Source organism: Nonomuraea muscovyensis (genome assembly GCF_014207745.1).
GTDB classification, from domain to species: Bacteria; Actinomycetota; Actinomycetes; order Streptosporangiales; family Streptosporangiaceae; genus Nonomuraea; species Nonomuraea muscovyensis.
In genome coordinates, this window is record NZ_JACHJB010000002.1 from 1,942,939 (window position 1) to 1,959,629 (window position 16,691).

16 protein-coding genes and 2 pseudogenes are annotated in these 16,691 nt (G+C 71.9%); 3 read left to right on the forward strand and 15 right to left on the reverse strand.

Annotation, left to right across the window (positions count from 1 at the left end):
- Nucleotides 1-62: 62 nt before the first annotated feature.
- Both FHU36_RS25800 and FHU36_RS25805 read left to right on the forward strand, forming a co-directional pair.
- Nucleotides 63-662, forward strand: a complete 600-nt coding sequence (locus FHU36_RS25800) for an RNA polymerase sigma factor (RefSeq protein ID WP_246502566.1) — start codon at nt 63-65, stop codon at nt 660-662.
- 2 nt (nt 663-664) lie between these two features.
- Complete coding sequence (locus FHU36_RS25805) at nt 665-1,558, forward strand: CU044_5270 family protein (RefSeq protein ID WP_185086425.1); 894 nt, start codon at nt 665-667, stop codon at nt 1,556-1,558.
- Between the two features lie 284 nt (nt 1,559-1,842).
- On the opposite strand, the gene FHU36_RS25810 is transcribed toward FHU36_RS25805, so the two are convergent.
- Complete coding sequence (locus FHU36_RS25810) at nt 1,843-3,063, reverse strand: serine hydrolase domain-containing protein (protein ID WP_312891814.1); 1,221 nt, start codon at nt 3,061-3,063, stop codon at nt 1,843-1,845.
- 247 nt (nt 3,064-3,310) lie between these two features.
- Here FHU36_RS25810 and FHU36_RS25815 point away from each other — a divergent pair, with 247 nt between their 5' ends.
- The gene (locus FHU36_RS25815; RefSeq protein ID WP_246502567.1) at nt 3,311-3,985 is read left to right on the forward strand and encodes a GbsR/MarR family transcriptional regulator; all 675 of its coding nucleotides are present in this window, start codon (nt 3,311-3,313) and stop codon (nt 3,983-3,985) included.
- A gap of 421 nt (nt 3,986-4,406) precedes the next feature.
- Here FHU36_RS25815 and FHU36_RS25820 read toward each other — a convergent pair whose 3' ends face one another.
- The 14 genes and pseudogenes from FHU36_RS25820 to FHU36_RS25885 all read right to left on the reverse strand — a co-directional run bounded on the left by FHU36_RS25820 (nt 4,407) and on the right by FHU36_RS25885 (nt 16,684).
- On the reverse strand, nt 4,407-5,153 hold the full coding sequence (locus FHU36_RS25820) for a DUF6082 family protein (protein WP_185086427.1): 747 nt from the start codon (nt 5,151-5,153) through the stop codon (nt 4,407-4,409).
- 267 nt (nt 5,154-5,420) lie between these two features.
- Entirely contained in the window at nt 5,421-6,236 is an 816-nt protein-coding gene (locus FHU36_RS25825; RefSeq protein ID WP_185086428.1) for a CPBP family intramembrane glutamic endopeptidase, read from the reverse strand.
- A gap of 127 nt (nt 6,237-6,363) precedes the next feature.
- Nucleotides 6,364-6,489, reverse strand: a pseudogene (locus FHU36_RS45845) (YnfA family protein); the annotation flags it as partial.
- Nucleotides 6,486-6,695: pseudogene (gene merT, locus FHU36_RS25835) on the reverse strand (mercuric ion transporter MerT); the annotation flags it as partial. The pseudogenes merT and FHU36_RS45845, both read right to left, overlap by 4 nt.
- A gap of 169 nt (nt 6,696-6,864) precedes the next feature.
- The gene (locus tag FHU36_RS25840) at nt 6,865-7,221 is read right to left on the reverse strand and encodes a hypothetical protein (RefSeq protein ID WP_185086430.1); all 357 of its coding nucleotides are present in this window, start codon (nt 7,219-7,221) and stop codon (nt 6,865-6,867) included.
- A gap of 185 nt (nt 7,222-7,406) precedes the next feature.
- Nucleotides 7,407-8,591 (reverse strand): MFS transporter, encoded by a 1,185-nt coding sequence (locus tag FHU36_RS25845; protein WP_221496576.1) that lies wholly within the window; start codon nt 8,589-8,591, stop codon nt 7,407-7,409.
- A complete protein-coding gene (locus tag FHU36_RS25850) occupies nt 8,588-9,148 on the reverse strand; it encodes a Chromate resistance protein ChrB (protein ID WP_312891816.1) in 561 nt (186 codons plus the stop codon). Before FHU36_RS25850 ends, FHU36_RS25845 begins: the two co-directional genes overlap by 4 nt.
- A 370-nt stretch (nt 9,149-9,518) precedes the next feature.
- Nucleotides 9,519-9,812 (reverse strand): hypothetical protein, encoded by a 294-nt coding sequence (locus FHU36_RS25855; protein ID WP_185086431.1) that lies wholly within the window; start codon nt 9,810-9,812, stop codon nt 9,519-9,521.
- Between the two features lie 92 nt (nt 9,813-9,904).
- Complete coding sequence (gene rbsK, locus FHU36_RS25860; RefSeq protein ID WP_185086432.1) at nt 9,905-10,789, reverse strand: ribokinase; 885 nt, start codon at nt 10,787-10,789, stop codon at nt 9,905-9,907.
- Entirely contained in the window at nt 10,786-12,114 is a 1,329-nt protein-coding gene (locus FHU36_RS25865; RefSeq protein WP_185086433.1) for an ADP-ribosylglycohydrolase family protein, read from the reverse strand. The genes rbsK and FHU36_RS25865 overlap by 4 nt, the downstream gene beginning before the upstream one ends.
- Nucleotides 12,111-13,286 carry an ADP-ribosylglycohydrolase family protein gene (locus FHU36_RS25870; protein ID WP_185086434.1) on the reverse strand — a complete coding sequence of 392 codons (1,176 nt, stop codon included), beginning with the start codon at nt 13,284-13,286 and terminating at the stop codon, nt 12,111-12,113. The genes FHU36_RS25865 and FHU36_RS25870 overlap by 4 nt, the downstream gene beginning before the upstream one ends.
- A complete protein-coding gene (locus tag FHU36_RS25875; RefSeq protein WP_185086435.1) occupies nt 13,283-14,281 on the reverse strand; it encodes an ADP-ribosylglycohydrolase family protein in 999 nt (332 codons plus the stop codon). Before FHU36_RS25875 ends, FHU36_RS25870 begins: the two co-directional genes overlap by 4 nt.
- Before the next feature lie 7 nt (nt 14,282-14,288).
- Nucleotides 14,289-15,380 carry an ADP-ribosylglycohydrolase family protein gene (locus FHU36_RS25880; protein ID WP_185086436.1) on the reverse strand — a complete coding sequence of 364 codons (1,092 nt, stop codon included), beginning with the start codon at nt 15,378-15,380 and terminating at the stop codon, nt 14,289-14,291.
- Nucleotides 15,377-16,684 (reverse strand): ABC transporter substrate-binding protein, encoded by a 1,308-nt coding sequence (locus FHU36_RS25885; RefSeq protein WP_185086437.1) that lies wholly within the window; start codon nt 16,682-16,684, stop codon nt 15,377-15,379. Before FHU36_RS25885 ends, FHU36_RS25880 begins: the two co-directional genes overlap by 4 nt.
- Nucleotides 16,685-16,691 lie beyond the last annotated feature (7 nt).

The following is a 16,691-nucleotide window of genomic DNA, read 5'->3' on the forward strand; positions in this document are numbered from 1 at the left end:
TCGGCGAAGGAGGGCAACCGCGCAAGCTACGGAAGGCAGACAATGACACGAAAGATCTGGATATGGCCGCAATGACCCGGGCGCTTCCGGACCAGGAGGTCAGTGACGCGGCGATCATCGAGCAATCCTGGCAAGAGCCGGAACGCTTCGCCGCGGTCTTCGACCGCTACTACTTCCAGATCCACGGGTTCGCCGCACAGCGGTTGGGGCCGAGCCTTGCGGACGACGTGGCCGCGGAGACGTTCCTGGTCGCGTTCGACCGACGCGACCGCTACGACCTGTCGCGTGAGGATGCACGGCCCTGGCTGTACGGGATCGTCGCCAACATGATCGCCCGGCATCACCGGGCGGAGGCCAGGCGGTATCGAGCGCTTTCCCGGACACCTCTCGCGCAGGCCGACGACGGCCACGCCGACCAGGTTGCAGGCCGCGTCGACGCCCAGGTGCAACAGGCGCTCCTGATGTCGGCGCTCGCGAAAATACCTCACGCCCACCGTGAGGTGCTCCTGCTCATCGCCTGGGGCGGGCTGAGCTCCGAGGAGGCGGCCGAGGCACTTGGCATCACCGGTGCCGCCGTCCGGACCCGGCTGCACCGGGCCCGCAAGACCCTGCGCGCCTCACTGAACGGCGCCGAGCCGACAACGGTCGCAAAGGACGGTTGATCATGGACGACATCGAGATGCTGCACGCTGTACGCCCGCAGCCCGACGCCCCCTCACCCGCCGCCCATACGGCCGCCCGCGCGGCCCTGCTGGAACGCGCCGGCAGCCCGTCGCCCACGGCGCGCCGGCGCACCCCCTGGCGGCGGGCGCGATGGATCCTGATCCCAGCGGTCACGGCGGCCATCGCTGCCGCGCTCGTGATCGTGCCGGGCCGTGTCGGCGACTCCCGGCCGCCGGTCATGAGTTCGCGCGACGTCCTGCTCGTCGCCGCCGACACGGCGGAACATACTTCTGAGGGCGCCGGGACGTACTGGCACATCACCATCACGGAAGAGGGGTCTGCGACCGAGGAGTACTGGTATCGGCGCGACGGTCGTTTCTGGATCAAAGGCAAGAGGCTGAAGGGTGGAGGCAAGCTCTTCGAGTGGCCTGGGCGGCCTCAGCCTTTCGCGGTGGGGCCGTTGCGCATGACCTTCGAAGAACTGCGGTCGCTGCCCACCAACGAGAACGCCCTGTACACCCGGCTCTGGTCGGCCGTCCCCGGAAGCGGTGTCCGCCCCGGCGAAGGGCCGATCACAGCCGCCGAACAGGACGGCCTCGCCATGCAGGCGCTACTCTCGCTGATCAGTGAGGCGCCGGTCTCGCCCCAGGTCCGCGCCGCCGCCTACCGAGCGCTCGCCTCACGACCGGGAGTCGTCGATCTCGGCGAGACCGATGGCGGGCGACGCCTGCAGATCCCGGTGGCTTTCGGCAAGGGCACCATGGTCGTCGACCCGGTCACCGCGCGCATCCGCGAAACTTCCGTATGGGCTCCCCTCATAGGAGGAACAGCTCATACCCAGGACGGCATGGTGAAGATCAACGCTGACTGGACGGACCAACTCCCGCCCGGGTGACATGTGATTCTGCTCCCCGCAGGTGCGAGCACGTGGCGATGTGTCCGAGGGCGTGCCCGATCTCCGGTGGTCCCCGGAAGGGAGCGGCAACGTGTTCGAAGGAGCGGGTCCCGAGAAGGTGAAATCCTGAGCGCAGGGGTTTGTCGACCGGTTGCGCCTGCTCGGTGTCCGCGCCTCTTGGACCGGCCACGCCGCGCTCAACGAGCTCGGCGTGGCCTATTCGCGCTCTTCCTGGACCGCAAGGGTCTACTTTCAAGGTGTACGGGTCCGGTGCTCGGCCCCGTCTACTGAGTCGGCTTGGCCTCGTTGGCTGACCCGGTCCGCCCGTCGCAGAACACCTGCTTGAGCAGGTTGTCCCGCGCATTCGGGAATGCCTCTGCCAGGTCGGGTGCGGCGTCGCCGTAGGTGATCGAGGCGGTCAGGGTCTTCTTGCCGTCGGGCGTGCCGTACAGCACCGACACGTAGCCTCCCGCGGTGCTGCCGTTGTGATGCAGGACGGTGCCGCAGTTCGGTCCCATGTCCTGCACGTATGTTCCGAGGCCGTAGCCGCCGAAGGGGCCGGCGCTCTTCGGGTGCGTCTTGCGCATCTCGGCCAGCAGCTTGGCCGGCAGGAGCTTGCCGCCGTTCAGAGCGGAGAAGAACGTGGCCAGATCCCGGGTGGTCGAGATCATGTCACCGGCGGCGGCCGTCATGGAGGGGTTTTGACGGGTGACGTCGATCACCTTCCACTGGCCGGCATCGTCTTGGTAGCGGAAGTAGCCGTGGGGGTGCGGCCTGGGTAGCTCCGGCGAGGTACCCGGCAGCACAGTGCCTCGCAGCTTGAGCGGGCCCAGGATCCGCCGCTTCATCTCCTCGGTGATCGAGTGGCCGGTGACCTTCTCGACCAGCAGCTGGGCCAGCGTGTAGCCGGTGTTGGAATAGCTCCACTTCTCGCCCGGCGTGAACCGTAGCTCCTTGGACAACCCAAATCGCACCAGTTCCTCCGGCTGGTAGGTCTTGAAGCGGACGTCCGCCCACTCCTTGCCCATCGCGGGGATCCCCGGCTCGACCGACCCGTCAGGGCGAAACTCGCCGGTGTAGTTGTACAGCCCGCTGGTGTGCTGCAGCAGCATCCGCACCGTGATCCGCCGGTCCAGCTTGAACGTGGGCAGGTAGTCGGCCACCGGGGCGTCCAGCTTGATCTTGCCGTCGGCCACCAGTTGCAGCACCAGGGTCGCGACGAAGGGCTTGGTGCTGCTGCCGATCCGGAACCGCCCGTTCGCCGGCGGCTTCGCGTCCGCACCGAGCTTGCGCCGCCCGGCGCTGCCGACCCACTCGCCCCGCTCATCGTTCACGCGCGCCTGCACGCCGAGGAAACCGGCATCGACGATCGCCTGGATGGCCTTCTGCAGCTCCGGGCGGTTCTGCCCGGCAGCGGCCTTCGGCACGGCCTTGCCGTCCGCGGTGGCCAAAGCGGGTGCGGCCGCCCCGGCCAGCAGCGCGGCCGCCAGCGCCGTCACCGCCACCGGCCGGAACACCCTCGGCGCCCGGCCTCTGTTGTTCCTGACCCTGTGGGGGGATGCACTCATGGTTGATCCTTCGTCTCGCGATAGTACGTGTTTTATGCAACTCGAAAGCTATGTTGCATTCGGAATCGCGTCAATATCTCGAAGAGCGTTGTCCCTGGTAAATGCCCGCAAATTGGCGCAACGACGCTGCACCCGAAAGCAACACCCTGTTGCAATGAATGGCGGCTAAGGCAACACTGACGGCATGCCACGACGACGATTGAGCCAGCAGGACCGTCAGCGCATCGCGGCCGGACTCACCGCCGGACTCTCCTACCGCGAGATCGCCAGGCGACTCGACCGGCCGACCTCAACGATCACCCGGGAGATCGCCCGCAACGGCGGCCCCGCCGGATACCTGCCCCAGCAGGCGCACCAGGCGACGATCCAGCGGGCCCGGCGCGGCACGCCGGCACCCCCGAACGCAGCCACACCGCCCATCGCCACGATGGAACAGGAGATCATCGAGATGGCGGTCAGAGCCGGGATGCCGAGGACAGCCGCGCGCGTGCACCACGACCTGGCGCTGGCCGAGGACGGCAGGCGCACCGCGGCCGAGCTGGCCCGCCGGCTGAACGTCAGCCCGGCCTCCGTCTCCGTGGCTGTGAACTTCCTGGTCCAGCAGGGGTACGCCCGTCGCGAGCGCGATCCGCGGCGCCGGCGCGACATCTACGTGATCGACGACGGCGCCTGGTACCACGCCGTCGTGATCAGCAGGCAGCAGACCCTAGAGACGGTACGGGCCACGATGGCGGTGGCCGAGACCTACGGGCTCGACGGCCCTGTCGGGCAACGGCTGGCCAAAACAGCGGCGTTCCTGGAACGCGTCAGCCTGGACATCATCGAGTCCGCCGACCGCTGGCGCCACCTCCTGACGTGACAGAACTCCAGTCACCTGAGGAGGCTCGCCTGGCGCGTCCTTCAGCGCCGGCCCCGCAAGGGCACCGCCGACGGCAACCAGAACGCCCGCACCGCCATGCGCTATGTCAAACCCGGCGCCGAAACCACTCGCCGCCGTCACCGAGCACCTTGCTCCGCCCCGGCGCCGACACTGATCCGGGCTGTTCCGACAAGCTATTACCTGGACGCTTCGTAGCGCCCAAATCCGGTCCAACCCTTCGGACGCCAGATCCGGAACGGCCGCTTCCACCCGGTCTGCTGACGCGACTTTTCGTTCGTAGGCTGCTCGACCCTCGCAACGGCCGGTGCCACGCGGTTCCGTATGGCGGCCGCTGACATGATCCTCAGCGTGAATCGAAGACTGCCACCATCACGACGACGATCACCCTAACGAGCGCCGGTCAGGCCCCGCGGTGTCTTTCTGCCACATTCCGGCCGCCCCTCTTCTTGCCGAGGAGCACTCCGGCCCCGACGGCGACGACCGCCGCCATCCCGCCCACTACGAGCCCTCGAGACAGCCTGCCACGGGACAGGCGCGAACGTTCGGCCACCGCCTCGCCTGCCTGGACGGCCTTCTGGTACTCCTCCTCGACGATCTCGTTGAACCGCCGATCATGACGGTTGCGCTCGCTCGCCTGATACCAGGTCCGGTTGAACTCCCAGTGCTCCCGGCCGATCCGCAACCTGAATCTGGCGGCCATCTGCATCCGCAGTTCGGCTGTCGTCGTCTCCTTGAGCGCGTAAAACGACCGGAGGAGTGCGAGCTGCATGTTGGCGTACGCCCACCATCGCATCTCCTCGTACGATTCCGCTGTGCCGTCCCACTCGGCGCCGTTCAGCTGGATGAGGGACGCGTCATCCATCACGAAACGCGTCATCTCGACATGGAGCATCCGCACGGTGGTCTCCGACGAGATCCGTGCTGTCCGCGCCTGGAAGGCCACCGAAACGGCCAGCACCACGAGCGACACTGCGGTCAGCAGCGCGACGGCGGAGCCGTAGGCGTCACCGACGTCGGCGAGCGAGGCCCAGTCGACACCCGTCGCGCTGGCGAGCCGATCGAGCGCGAACGGCGACGCCAGGAGCATCAGCAGGACTGCGAGCCCTGCTGCCACCCCACCAGCCCACTTCGCCCCGGCCCTCGCCATAGCCGCCCGCCTCTCCCGAAGAGGTGCTCATCCTCGGCTTACATCCGCTTCGACCGCGACCGCATTACAGCGGAGCCGTGCAGCCGTGGACTGCTCGTAAGCGATAGACGATCGGTGGAACAAGATCGAGCGATGTCCGACCGGAATTTCCCCGGGACTATGGGCCCCCCGAGCGCCACGGTGCTGGGCTGTACCCTCCCGAAGACCTGGCAGCTCTCGCAGGCGTAGAGGTCGACACGATGAAACGCGTCCTGACCCAGAGCGGTCTTACATCGAGTAGGCGCCGGAGGCGAGGGCGATGACGCCGACCACGGTCATCAGCAGCGCCGAGCCGGGGTGCATGGCGATCGAGATGCGGATGTCCTGCTTCTTCCAGGCGAGCCAGACGCCCGGGTAGAGGAAGACGAGCTTCGACAGGACCGTCCAAGGGGCCCAGAAGTGGTACACCGAGAAGAAGAAGGTGTTGAAGAACGGGGCCCACTTGCCGAGCTGCGGGAGGCGGGGCAGCAGGAAGCCGCGGAAGTAGTACTCCTCGAGCAGGGGCAGAGTGAAGCCGGTGAACGGCGCGCAAATGAGCAGCGTGGTGAGCACGAGCTCCTGCGAATAGCCCTGGAGGTAGGCGGTGCCGTCGGGGCCGGCGCCCTGGTAGTCCACCCAGGTGAAGAACCAGTCGTAGACGACGTTGTCCAGCGGGGTCAGCGAGAGCGAGACCACAGTCATCCACACGAGGCACGCGGCCCCGAGCCAGAAGACCTTGCCGCGCGAGAGCGGCCTGTCGCGGTAGTGGACGACGCCCTTCATCGTGCAGCGGCCGGTCTGCTTCTTGCCCAGCCACAGCAGGAACAGTTGGAGCGGGAAGAGCACGACCGCGAGGGCGATGGCCCAGGCCAGGAAGATCGGGAAGTCCATCGCCCGGACCAGGGGGGCGGCGATGAACGCGTACACGGCGACGATGACGGCGCCAGGCACCAGGTGCAGCGCGATGGAGAACGGGACGGAGTGACGGTCGGCGAGGAGCTTCGCGACGAAGCCTTTCGGCTGGGCGCCTTGGGTGTCGGCCGGGGGCCGCATTGCTGTATCCATGCCGGGAAGTGTGGCCCCGCGACCTAACACGGACCTGATATCGCGCTGACACGGCTTCGAGTCGCCGTGAAAGGCGCAGGTCACGGCGAGTGCGGGCCGGGCGGGAGCTATCGGGTCGCTCCCGCGTCATGATGCCGGCGCCGATCCAGGCCAGTCCTCGCTGCTCGCGAACACCCTGCCAGACCAGCCATGCGCCGCCGATCTCGGCAAGCGCGGCCAGGGCGAACAACAGCAGCGAGCGGATGATCGTCATGGCAGGCAGTACAGCGCATCCCGGCGATACAGCCACCACATGCCCGCGGCCGCGGCGATCAGCACACCGGCGATGGCCAGCAGCATCCGTTCGGCCAGCGCGGCGCCGGCGCCGGTGAGCAGCCCGGCCCCGATCAGCAGCGGCAGGGCGCAGCAGGCCGCGCAGGCAAGCACCGCCAGCGCGGCGGTGGCCTGCCATCGACCGGGATGTCGTGGCTCGGCACGCTGGCCGAGGTGGCCAGGGGTAGGTCGGTAGGTGCACGGTGGTCGTGATCGGTGCTCACATGATCAGTTCTCCTCCGGGGCGTGAGCTGCGGCCAGGTCGGCGAGCGGCAGCGGGCAGTCGGGGACAGGTACGGCCCTTCGAGGTCCTGGCTCATGCCGATGGGGGCGCGGCCGCCGCCACGGCGCGGGCCTGCAGCGCGTCCAGGATCTCGGCCTGCCGCGCTGGGACCGTCACCTCCAGCGTCAGGCTTCCGTCGGCGATGGTGAGGGTGAAGGTGAAGAAGGAGCAGCAGCCGTTCTCCCGCGCTGTCAGTTCGGCGGCCCGGCCGGCGTGCTCGGGGCTGAAGGCGAGCTCCAGCCGCAGCCGTGTGCGCTCCGGCCGCGTCACTGCCCGCACCGTGTCGGCGAACAAGGTGTCGAACTCGGACGCTCGTAGTGGCTGCTCGGCGGTGGGCAGCGTGCACGCCGAGGGCACCCACTCCTGGTCAAAGGCGATGTTCTGGCTCATGCCTCGACGGTAAGCCTGTACCTGGGTACCGGATGCAAGCCTGTGCGGGCGGGTGAGTCCGTCGCCGCAGCCCTGAGTCGAGCTTGGCGTCGCTACCCGCGCTTTCCTGGCCGCCACAGGCCGCCACCGCTCCCGCCCGGCGGCCCGTGGCATCCGCGGCTACCCGGGGCGTGAGCGGCCGGTGGTCATGGCGGTGTGTGAGTCGAGCGGCGGCGGGCGTTCAGGGTGGTGATCACGGTCGCCAGCGGGCCGATGGCCAGCAGGACGGCGAGTGCGGCGAAGCCGTACGTCAGGGTGAACAGGGTCGCGACGCCGGCGACCAGGAGTGGGCCGCCGGCGTCGCCGAGTTCGCGGCCGAGTTCGGCCGAGCCCATGGTCTGGCCCAGACGTTCGGGCGGGGTGGAGGCGGCCAGGGCGGCGAAGCCGAGCGGGGTGATCAGCCCGGTGCCGGCGCCGATCAGCAGTGCGACGGCCAGGATGCCGCCCAGGCCGGGAAGGACGGCGGCCCCGAGACCGGCGGCGGTGACCAGCAGGCCGGTCGCGAGCCCGGTCCGGGTGCTGAGGCGGCCGGCGTCCAGGGCTCGTCCGGCGAGTGGCTGGATGAGGGCGGCGCTGGCGGCCAGGACGGAGACGGCGGCGCCGGTGGCCACGGTGCCGAGTCCTGCGGCCGCGCCGGAGACGGGCAGGAAGCCGACGCCGACCGACAGCGCGGCGGTCGCCCCGGCCAGGGCTGCGGTGGGGGTCAGGAAGGCGGGTGCGCTCAGGCGGCGGGCCAGGTCCAGGACGGTCTGGCGGGCGCGCGGCAGTGGTGGCACGGCGGGTACGGCCAGCGCCGCCCACACGGCCACGCATGCGGCGAGCACGGCCATCACCGTGAACAGCAGGCGCAGCCCGCCGGCCCACACCAAGACGCCGCCGAGCAATGGGCCGAGGGTGTAGCCGATGGACTTGTAGAAGCCGTAGCTGCCGAAGGCGCGCCCGCGCCTCGCGGCCGGGTTGAGCCGGGCGACCAGCGCGGAGGCCGAGGGGGAGAACGCCGACGCGGCCGCGCCCTGGCCGAGGCGGGCCGCCCACAGCCAGCCGGGGCTGTCGGCGAGTGCGTACAGCGCGGAGGCCGCGGCGAAGGCGACCAGCCCACCCAGCAGCACGGGCCGGGCGCCGATGCGGTCGGCCAGGCTGCCGAAGACGGGCTTGAGCAGCACCTCCGCCCCGTCATAAAGGGCCAGCAGGCCGCCGAGCACCAGCAGCGAGGTGACCGCGTCGGCGGAGAAGCCGCCGAGGTTGGCCGCGATGGCGTGCGCGCCGAACGCGGTGGTGAACCCTGTCGCATACAGCGGCCACATCGCTGCCCGGGACACCGGGACGCTCATGGCTGCTCGGGGAGCATGCGATGCAGCTCTTCGAAGACGCGCTCGGCGTAGTCCGCGCAGCGGCGTTCGCAGTCTTTGAGCCGCTCGGCGGCCTGGGCCGCCTCGGGTGCGGTGAAGACGTCGCGGGCGCTCAGATCCCGGTGCCGGCGCCGCAGCCGTTCCAGGCTCTGCTCCTCTTCCTCCAGTTCGGCCAGGGTGAACTTGGCGATCCGGGTCTCCTTGGCGATCTCGGCCTCGAACGTGGCGCAGTCGGCCAGGAACTCGGCCCAGTCGGCCGAGCGCGCGTCGGTGAACAATCGCTGGAAGCGGGCCGCGTCCTCGGTCGCGCGCCCGGCGGCGGTCAGCGTCATGGCCTGGCCACCGGCCGAATCGGTGAGCTCGACCGCGCGAGCGACGCCATCGGCGAAGGCGGGCACATCCGGGACCGCCCAGATGCCCTGTCCCAAAGAGATCGCACCGGCCTTGCGCAGCTCGCGCCAGACCGCCACCCGATGGCGGGACGGTTCGGCGGGCAGCTTGATCACCAACACCAGCCACCGCATGTCAGCAGTCGTCACAGCGGTGAATGTAGCAGCCGTTACACTCTGCTGGCTTGGAGGTGATCAGCCGCTCGGTCAGGCCGGAGTGGAGGTACGGCGCAGCGCCGCCCAGCTGCCCCAGCCGGCCTCGGCCTGCACCGCGCTCCGGACGCCGCCCAGGGCGGTCATGACGGTGGGTGTCCAGGAACAGCGGCCCATCGACGGCGAGCCGGTTGGCCCGGATCAGCAGCCCGTCACCGCGCAGTACGCGGGCGTATTCCGCCGCGAACAGCAGGACGTCGACGCAGACGACGGCAGCGACCGAGGCGTAGCAGACCCCTGCTCGGACTGCGGCGACCTGAGCGGCCGCCGCCGCCCTGAGCGGCCGCTGCCGCCCTGGGCTGCGCTGTCAGCCGGTGGGGCCGACGTCCGGGCGGACCTCCTTCTCGGTGACGGCGTCCTCGGGCTCCGTGCCCTGTTCCGTCTCCTCGGCCTGCTCGGCCTGCTCGGGCTCTCGCGGCCGGTCGGACCGCCCGCCCTCTTCGGCGTCTGCGGGCGAGGGTCCGGCCTGGGCCTCGGGCGGGTCGGCGGGGATCGGGCGGCCGGACGTGGACGTCTCGGCGCCCGACCTCCGGGCGACCACATCGCTCTCGGCGTTCAGCCCGCGCACGGCGTCGGGCGTGTCCTCGTGGTTCTCGCTCATGGTGCCCCTCTGCCCCGGGGACGGGCGGTGATGTCGCGACCCGGCCGGGCCGCCGGACAGACGGCCCTGCGGCCCCCGCGGCGAGGAGCGGCTCAGCCCAGGGCGGCGTCGATCTCGGCGCGGGCGGGCATCGAGGTGCTCGCGCCCTGCCGCTGCACCGACAGGGCAGCCGCCACCGAGGCGAACCGCAGCGCCTCGGCCGCCGGGAGACCCTCCGACCGCGCCACCGCCAGGGCCCCGGCGAACGTGTCGCCCGCCGCCGTGGTGTCCACCGCGGCCACCCGTACGGCGGGCACGCGCAGCCGCTCCCCCGATCGCGACCCGTACAGGGCTCCGTCGGAGCCCAGCGTGATCACGGCCTCCGGCACCCGCTCCAGCAGTGCCTCCAGGGCGGCCTCCGGCTCGTTCCGGCCGGTCACGGCCGCGGCCTCGTGCTCGTTGGGGACGATGAGGGTGACGGCGTCGAGCAGTTCGTCCGGCAGCGGCCGGGCCGGGGCCGGGGTGAGGATCGCCGGCACGCCCGCCTCCTTCGCCGCCCGCGCGGCGCCCGTCACCGCGTCCAGGGGGAGTTCGAGCTGGAGCAGCACGGCGCGGGAAGCCGCGATGACCGCGCGGTCGGCGGCGTCCGGCGCGGTGACGGCGCCGTTCGCGCCGGGCACCACGATGATCGAGTTGCCGCCCGCGTCGTCCACCACGATGTGCGCGATGCCGCTCGGGCCCGGCACCCGGCGCAGGTGCTCGACGTTGACCCCGGCCACCGCGAGCGTGTCGCGGATCTCCGCGCCGAACCCGTCGTCGCCGACGGCGCCGAGGAAGGTCACCTCGGCGCCCGCGCGGGCCGCCGCGATCGCCTGGTTGGCCCCCTTCCCGCCGGGGATGGTGCGGAACGCCCGGCCGGTGACCGTCTCGCCCTGCTTGGGGGCCTGGGCCACGTAGGCGACCAGGTCCATGTTGGCGCTGCCGAAGACCGAGATCATGGCTCCATCATCTCCTGCGTGCGGCGGGCCAGCTCGTCCAGCCCGATGCCGTCGAAGCCCGTCAGGCTGCTGGCCAGGGTGTTCTTCGTGATCCACTGGTCGGGTACGCCGCCGTTGAGCGCCCCGGCGACCGATCCGGCGGTGGCGCCGGCCGAGTCGGTGTCCCAGCCTCCGGCGACCGCCCCGGCGATGGAGGCGGTGACGTCGCCGTCGCCGTGGACGAGGGCGGCGGCGACCAGGGCGGCGTTGTTGATCGTGTGCACCCAGTGCAGGCGCCCGTGCCGCTCGTACAGCCGGTCGACGACCCGCTCGAAGTCACGCTCGGCCGCGGCGTCCTCGGCCGCCCGCCGGACCGCCTCGTGCAGGCGCGAGCCGGGCGGCACCACCGACAGCCCGGCGGCCACCACCTCCTCCGCCGAGGTCGCGACGAGCGACTGGGCGCACATGGCGGCGGCGAACATCGCCCCGTACACGCCGTTGGCGGTGTGCGTGAGCCGGGCGTCCCGCCAGGCGTACCCGGCCGCGGTGGCCGGGTCGCCCGGGTTGACCCACCCGTACACGTCGGCCCTGATCAGCGCGCCGATCCACTCGCGGAAGGGATTGCGGTGGGTGGCGGTCTCGGGCGGCTCGACGCCGGACAGCAGGTTGCGGTACGCGACGCGCTCGGCGGTGAACGTGCGGCCCGCGGGCAGCTCGTCCAGCCAGACCGCGGCCACGTCGTCGGTGGTGAAGCCGCGGCCGTGGCGTTCGAGGACGGTCAGGGCGAGCAGCGGGTAGTTGAGGTCGTCGTCCTCGGGAATGCCGTCGATGTTCTCGGCCAGCGAGTTGACGGCGCTGCGCCGGTTCCACGGCCACCGCGCCGCGACCTCGCGCGGCAGGCCCTCGGCGGTGAACCAGCCGCGGATGGGCCAGTTGCCGGTGGACTCGGCGATCTCCCTGACGCCCTGGCGGGGGATCTTCTCCACGGGTTTGCCCAGCACGCACCCGGCCGCCCGGCCCTGCCAGGCGCCGAGCACGCGGGCGGGATCCACCGCCGAGGCGGGCGCGGGGGCGGGCCAGGTGGGGGTGGCGGCGATGATCGCGTCGAGGTCGGTCGGCTCGGGGAGCGGGGACGGCATGGCGGCCAGCTCGTCGAGCAGGCTCTCCGCCAGTGGCCGCAGCGCCCGCGCGCGCGGCTCGGAGGCGCCCGCGCGGGGCGGCGCGTCGTGCCCGCCGGCCGCGCGCCACCGGGCCGCGATGGCGCCCACGTCCCTGCCGTCCTCGGCGGCCTGCCGGAGCTCGTGCCCCACCAGGTCCTCCGGCTGGACCCACGTGAGCCTGATCACGCGCCCGCTCCGGCCCCGTCGACGAGGGCGGCGAAGGCGGACTCGTGGGTGCGGCGACGCGCCCGGTCGTCGGCGTGGATCTGCCGCGCCACCTGGGCGATCGCGCGGCCGGGCGTCACCAGGTCGGTCCGGCTGGCCTCGGCCACCCGCGTCGTCCACTCCTGCGGCACCGCCGCCAGCCCGCCGAGCGCACCGGCGATCGCGCCGCCCATGGAGGCGATCGAGTCGGCGTCGCGCCCGTAGTTGACCCCGCCCAGCACGGTGTCGCGGAAGTCGCCCTTGGCCACCACCAGGAACGCCAGCGCCAGCGGCAGCTCCTCGATGCTGTGCACCCGGCTCGGCCGCCGCGCGCCGAGCCCCTGGTCGCGGTAGGTGTCGGCGACCGTGTCGTACGGCCGCACGGCGGCGCGCAGCGCGGCGAACGAGCCGTCCCAGTGGCCGATGCCCTGCGCGGTCTCGCACACCGCCTCGATGGCGGCCCGGGTGCCGTCCTTGGCCAGCCGCAGGCAGGCGGCCACCACGGAGTCGACGGTGGCGTCCGGGCGCATCGCCTCGGCCACGGCGGCGGCCATCACGCCGGCCGCCTCCCGCCCGTAGCTCGACTGGTGGGCGCCCGTCAGGTCGATCGCCTCGGCGTAGGCGGCGTCGGGGTCGGCGGCGTTCACGATGCCGACCGGCGCCACGTACATGGCGGCGCCGCAGTTGACGATGTTGCCGACCCCGGCCTCACGCGGGTCCACGTGCCCGTAGTGCAGGCGTGCAACGATCCATTTCTCGGCCAGGAAGATCCGTTGCAGCGGCAGCGCCTCCGCCTCCAGCTCGGGGATCCACCGCCGCTCCCCCATCAGCTCCGGCACGAGGTGCTCGGCCATCGCGTACGCCCCGAGGTGCCCGCGCACCTTCTCGTACACGCGGATCAGGGCGTGCGTCATCAGGGTGTCGTCGGTGATGTGCCCGTCGCCCTTGTGGTACGGCGCGATGGGGCGGGCGTTGCGCCAGTCCTCGTTGTACGGCGGCACGATCCCCTCGACGGGCCCGCCGTACCTGTCCACGATCTGCTCGGGGGTCCAGCCCTCGGTGGCGCCGCCCAGCGCGTCTCCGACCGCCGCCCCCGCGACGCAGCCCACGGCCTTGTCGGTCAGCAGGTCGGAAGGCTGGTCTGCGAGCGTCATGCGAGTTCCTCCGTCAGTGTCGGGGTCAGTGCCGGTATCAGTGGTGCGGTGAGTGCGATGAGGTCCTGGCCCGCCAGGTGCGGCAGGCAGCACCCGGCGAGCGTGCGGGCCGTGCTGATCCATCCTTCCGCAATCGAGGCGAGTCCGCCGCAGGCGCCCGTGAGCGCTCCGGTGAGCGCGGGCGCCGAGTCGGCGAGCAGCGCCAGGCAGGCCGCGGCGGGCACGGCGGCGGCGAGCGAGCCGCCGGCCGCCTCGGTGAGCGCCAGCGCCACCGGCACCGTCTGCGCCGCGCCGACCGCGTAGCTGTAGACGTGGTCGAGCAGCGCGGCGTCGAGCGCGGGCACCGCGGCGAACGGGTCTGCGGCGGCGCGGGCCACGTCGAGCGCGAGGCGGGCGTTGTGCCCGATCGCGGTGTCGGCGGGCAGCACGTCCAACGCCGCCCGCACCGCCGCGGTCGCCGAGCCGGACGCGACCGCCTCGGCCACCGCCCGGGCCATGGCCTGGGCGCCGAGGACGCCGTCGCCGGAGTTCGTGACCTGGGCGTCCTCGGTGGGGTCCCGGCCGAGCGCGCCGAAGGCGACGGCCCGCACGGCGGCGGCGTCGTCGAAGTGGTGCGGGTTGTCGTGGCCGCTGGCGGGCGGCTCGACGCCCCGGGCCAGGTTGCCGAGCGCGGTGGTCACCGAGACGCGGGCCCGCACGCCGTCGCCGAGTTCCCTGAACGCCTCGGCCCGCGGCCGGTCGATGGTGAGCGCCGTCCAGGCCAGCCACTCGGCGTCGTCGGACGGCCCGAGGGCGAGCGGGGCGACGGGCTGGTTGAGCGCGAACGGCACCGGCAGCGTGGTGACCCGGTGTTCCTCGGCGAAGGCGTCGAGCTCACGGTGGAGCCGCCTGCTCCACGGGGCGTGCAGGGCGGCGCGGTGCCTGGCGGCCGGCCAGCCGGCGGCGTCGCCCACGGCGAGGCCGACGAAGGCCCCCTGGATTCTGTCCCCCGACATGCGTCTCCTACAGTCCTTCGGGCGGACCGCCCGCGCGGCCCCGGGACGGCTCCGTCACCAGGTCCTCGCGCACCGGGTCTCCGCGTTGCACCAGGGCGGACAGCTCGTCCGCCACGTCCAGCACGTGCCTTCCGGCCACGACCGGCAGGCAGGCGCCCGCGACCGGGCCGATCCGCGCGGCCCACCGCGCGGGCACGCCGCTCTCTCCCTGTCCCGCCCCGGCCACGGCACCGGCGATGGCGCCGATGGTGTCGGCGTCGCGGCCCAGGCTCACGGCGAACGTCACGGACGCCTCCACCTCTCCCCCGCCCACCAGGTACGCGGCCAGCGCCAGCGCCACGGCCTCGGGGGCCAGATCGGTCCACGGGTAGTGCGGGACCACGACGGCCTCGTGCAGCGCCGCCACGAGCGCCGCCTCGCCGGAGGCGTCTCCCACAGTGCCGGCCGCAGTGCCGGCCTCAGTGCCGGCCTCGGTGCCGGCCTCGACGGCGGCGCGGGCGCGGACGAGGGCGCGGGAGGTCCAGGAGTCGGCCGGGACGACCGACAGGGCGGCCCGCACCACCTCGTCCGGCGGCAGCCCCGCCATGGCGGCGGCCACGGCGCCGGCGACGGCCCGCCCGCCGAGCACTCCCTCACCGGAGTGGCTCACCTGACCGTCCTGCTCGGCGAGCCGGGCCGCCTCGGCCGGGTCGCCGGGGCAGAACACCCCGTACGGCGCGGCCCGCATGGCCAGCCCGTCGGACCAGCCGTGCTGGTGCACCAGCCCGGTCAGCGGGGGCTCCAGCCCGCGGCGCAGCGCCTCCACCGTGCCCAGCTCGGAGAACCCCGCCCCCTTCATCGGCCCGGTCACCCGGGGGATGACCTCGGCCCGGTAGGCGGCGGCCACGTCGGCCGGGGTGAGCCCGTGCCCGTGCCGCGTCAGCAGCGACGCGGCGAAGATCGCGTACTCGGTGTCGTCCGTGCCGCCGCGCTCGATCTCGGTGAGCCGCCCCCAGCGCCGCCGGATCTCGGCCGGCGTGAGGTTCTCCGCGGGCGCCCCGAGGGCGTCGCCGGCCGCCAGGCCGAGCAGACACCCCCGGGCCCTGTCTCGATGCGTCACCGCTGGTACCGCTCCAGCACCTGGTTGCCGTCCTCGACGAGCCGCTTGGCCGCCTCGTCGATGGTGATCTTGTTGGCGTAGTACTCCTGCAGCACCGGCGTGGCCACCTTGCTCTTCCACTCGTCGAACCCGTTCACCTTGAGGAACGGCGCCACGACGAGGTCCTTAGCGGAGGCGGTGGCGACGTCCCAGCCGTCCTCCTTGGTGGTGATGGACGGGTCGGCGGCCGCCTTGACGGAGGTGGGCAGCAGCCAGTCGCCCTTGGCGAGCTTGGCCTGGTTGGGGCCGTTGAGGAAGAACGAGATGAACTTCATCGCCTCGTCCGGGTGCTTGCTGTCCTGCGCGATCGACAGGGTCTGGGAGACCGCGCCCTGCTGGGTGGTGGTGCCCTTCAGCGGCGGCAGCGTCACCCACTCGAACCCGTCGGGCGCCTGCTCGGCGACCTGCTGGCGCAGGTAGACGCCGGCGGGCAGCATGGCGAACTTGCCCTTGTAGAAGGCCGGCAGCGGGTCGGCGGTGCCCTGGCCGAGCGCGGCCGGGTCGGCCGACTTGTCCTTGTGGAGCTGGTCGTGAATGCGCTGCAGGACCTCCTTCTCCTCGGGCCCGACCTTGACCGTGGTCTTGCCCTCGGCCGTCTGGAAGAACGTGCCGCCGAAGTTGAGTGCCAGGTTGAGCGTCTTGTTGACCGGCGACTTCATCGGCCAGGCGACGCCGAACGTGCCGTCCTTCGTCATCTTCTTGGCCGCCTCGGAGAACTCGTCCCACGTCCACGGCTGGCCGGGGGTGGGCACGCGCACGCCGGCCGCGTCGAGCAGCTTCTTGTTGGCGATGATGACCTGCGACTCCTGCAGGAACGGCACGCCGTACACGCCCTGCTTGCCCTTGCCGTCGTCGAAGGTGACGGTGTCCCAGGCGGGCTGCGGGATGTCGGCCTTGAGGTCGGCGGGCAGCTTGTCCGACAGGTCCAGCAGGTAGCCGTCGGCGGCGAACCCGGCCAGCGCCGGCGAGTCGTTGTGGATCACGTCCGGGGCGCTGCCGCCCGCGAACTGGGTGACGAGCTGGTCGTTGACGTTGTCCCAGCTCCCCTGGACATAGGTGACCTGGATGCCGGGGTTGGCCTTGTTCCACTCCTCGACGAGTTGCTTGTTGGCGGCGAGGGACTCCTTCTGCCAGGCCAGGCTGAGGAAGTTGAGCTTGACGGGTTCGCCGGGCTTGGCCGCCTCGTCGCCGCCGCCTCCACCGCTGCCGCATGCGGCAGCCAGCGCGACGATCGCGGCCGCCGCCAGAGCGGACTTCATTCGCATATGTGCC

Excerpts from the sequence above, each read along its gene's own strand:
- FHU36_RS25855 (WP_185086431.1), bottom strand. The coding sequence starts at position 9,812 with ATGAGCGAGAACCACGAGGACACGCCCGACGCCGTGCGCGGGCTGAAC.
- FHU36_RS25885 (WP_185086437.1), bottom strand. The coding sequence starts at position 16,684 with ATGCGAATGAAGTCCGCTCTGGCGGCGGCCGCGATCGTCGCGCTGGCT.
- FHU36_RS25845 (WP_221496576.1), bottom strand. The coding sequence starts at position 8,591 with ATGAGCGTCCCGGTGTCCCGGGCAGCGATGTGGCCGCTGTATGCGACA.
- FHU36_RS25820 (WP_185086427.1), bottom strand. The coding sequence starts at position 5,153 with ATGGCGAGGGCCGGGGCGAAGTGGGCTGGTGGGGTGGCAGCAGGGCTC.
- FHU36_RS25815 (WP_246502567.1), top strand. The coding sequence starts at position 3,311 with ATGCCACGACGACGATTGAGCCAGCAGGACCGTCAGCGCATCGCGGCC.
- rbsK (WP_185086432.1), bottom strand. The coding sequence starts at position 10,789 with ATGATCTCGGTCTTCGGCAGCGCCAACATGGACCTGGTCGCCTACGTG.
- FHU36_RS25840 (WP_185086430.1), bottom strand. The coding sequence starts at position 7,221 with ATGAGCCAGAACATCGCCTTTGACCAGGAGTGGGTGCCCTCGGCGTGC.
- FHU36_RS25800 (WP_246502566.1), top strand. The coding sequence starts at position 63 with ATGGCCGCAATGACCCGGGCGCTTCCGGACCAGGAGGTCAGTGACGCG.
- FHU36_RS25825 (WP_185086428.1), bottom strand. The coding sequence starts at position 6,236 with ATGGATACAGCAATGCGGCCCCCGGCCGACACCCAAGGCGCCCAGCCG.
- FHU36_RS25870 (WP_185086434.1), bottom strand. The coding sequence starts at position 13,286 with ATGACGCTCGCAGACCAGCCTTCCGACCTGCTGACCGACAAGGCCGTG.
- FHU36_RS25805 (WP_185086425.1), top strand. The coding sequence starts at position 665 with ATGGACGACATCGAGATGCTGCACGCTGTACGCCCGCAGCCCGACGCC.
- FHU36_RS25875 (WP_185086435.1), bottom strand. The coding sequence starts at position 14,281 with ATGTCGGGGGACAGAATCCAGGGGGCCTTCGTCGGCCTCGCCGTGGGC.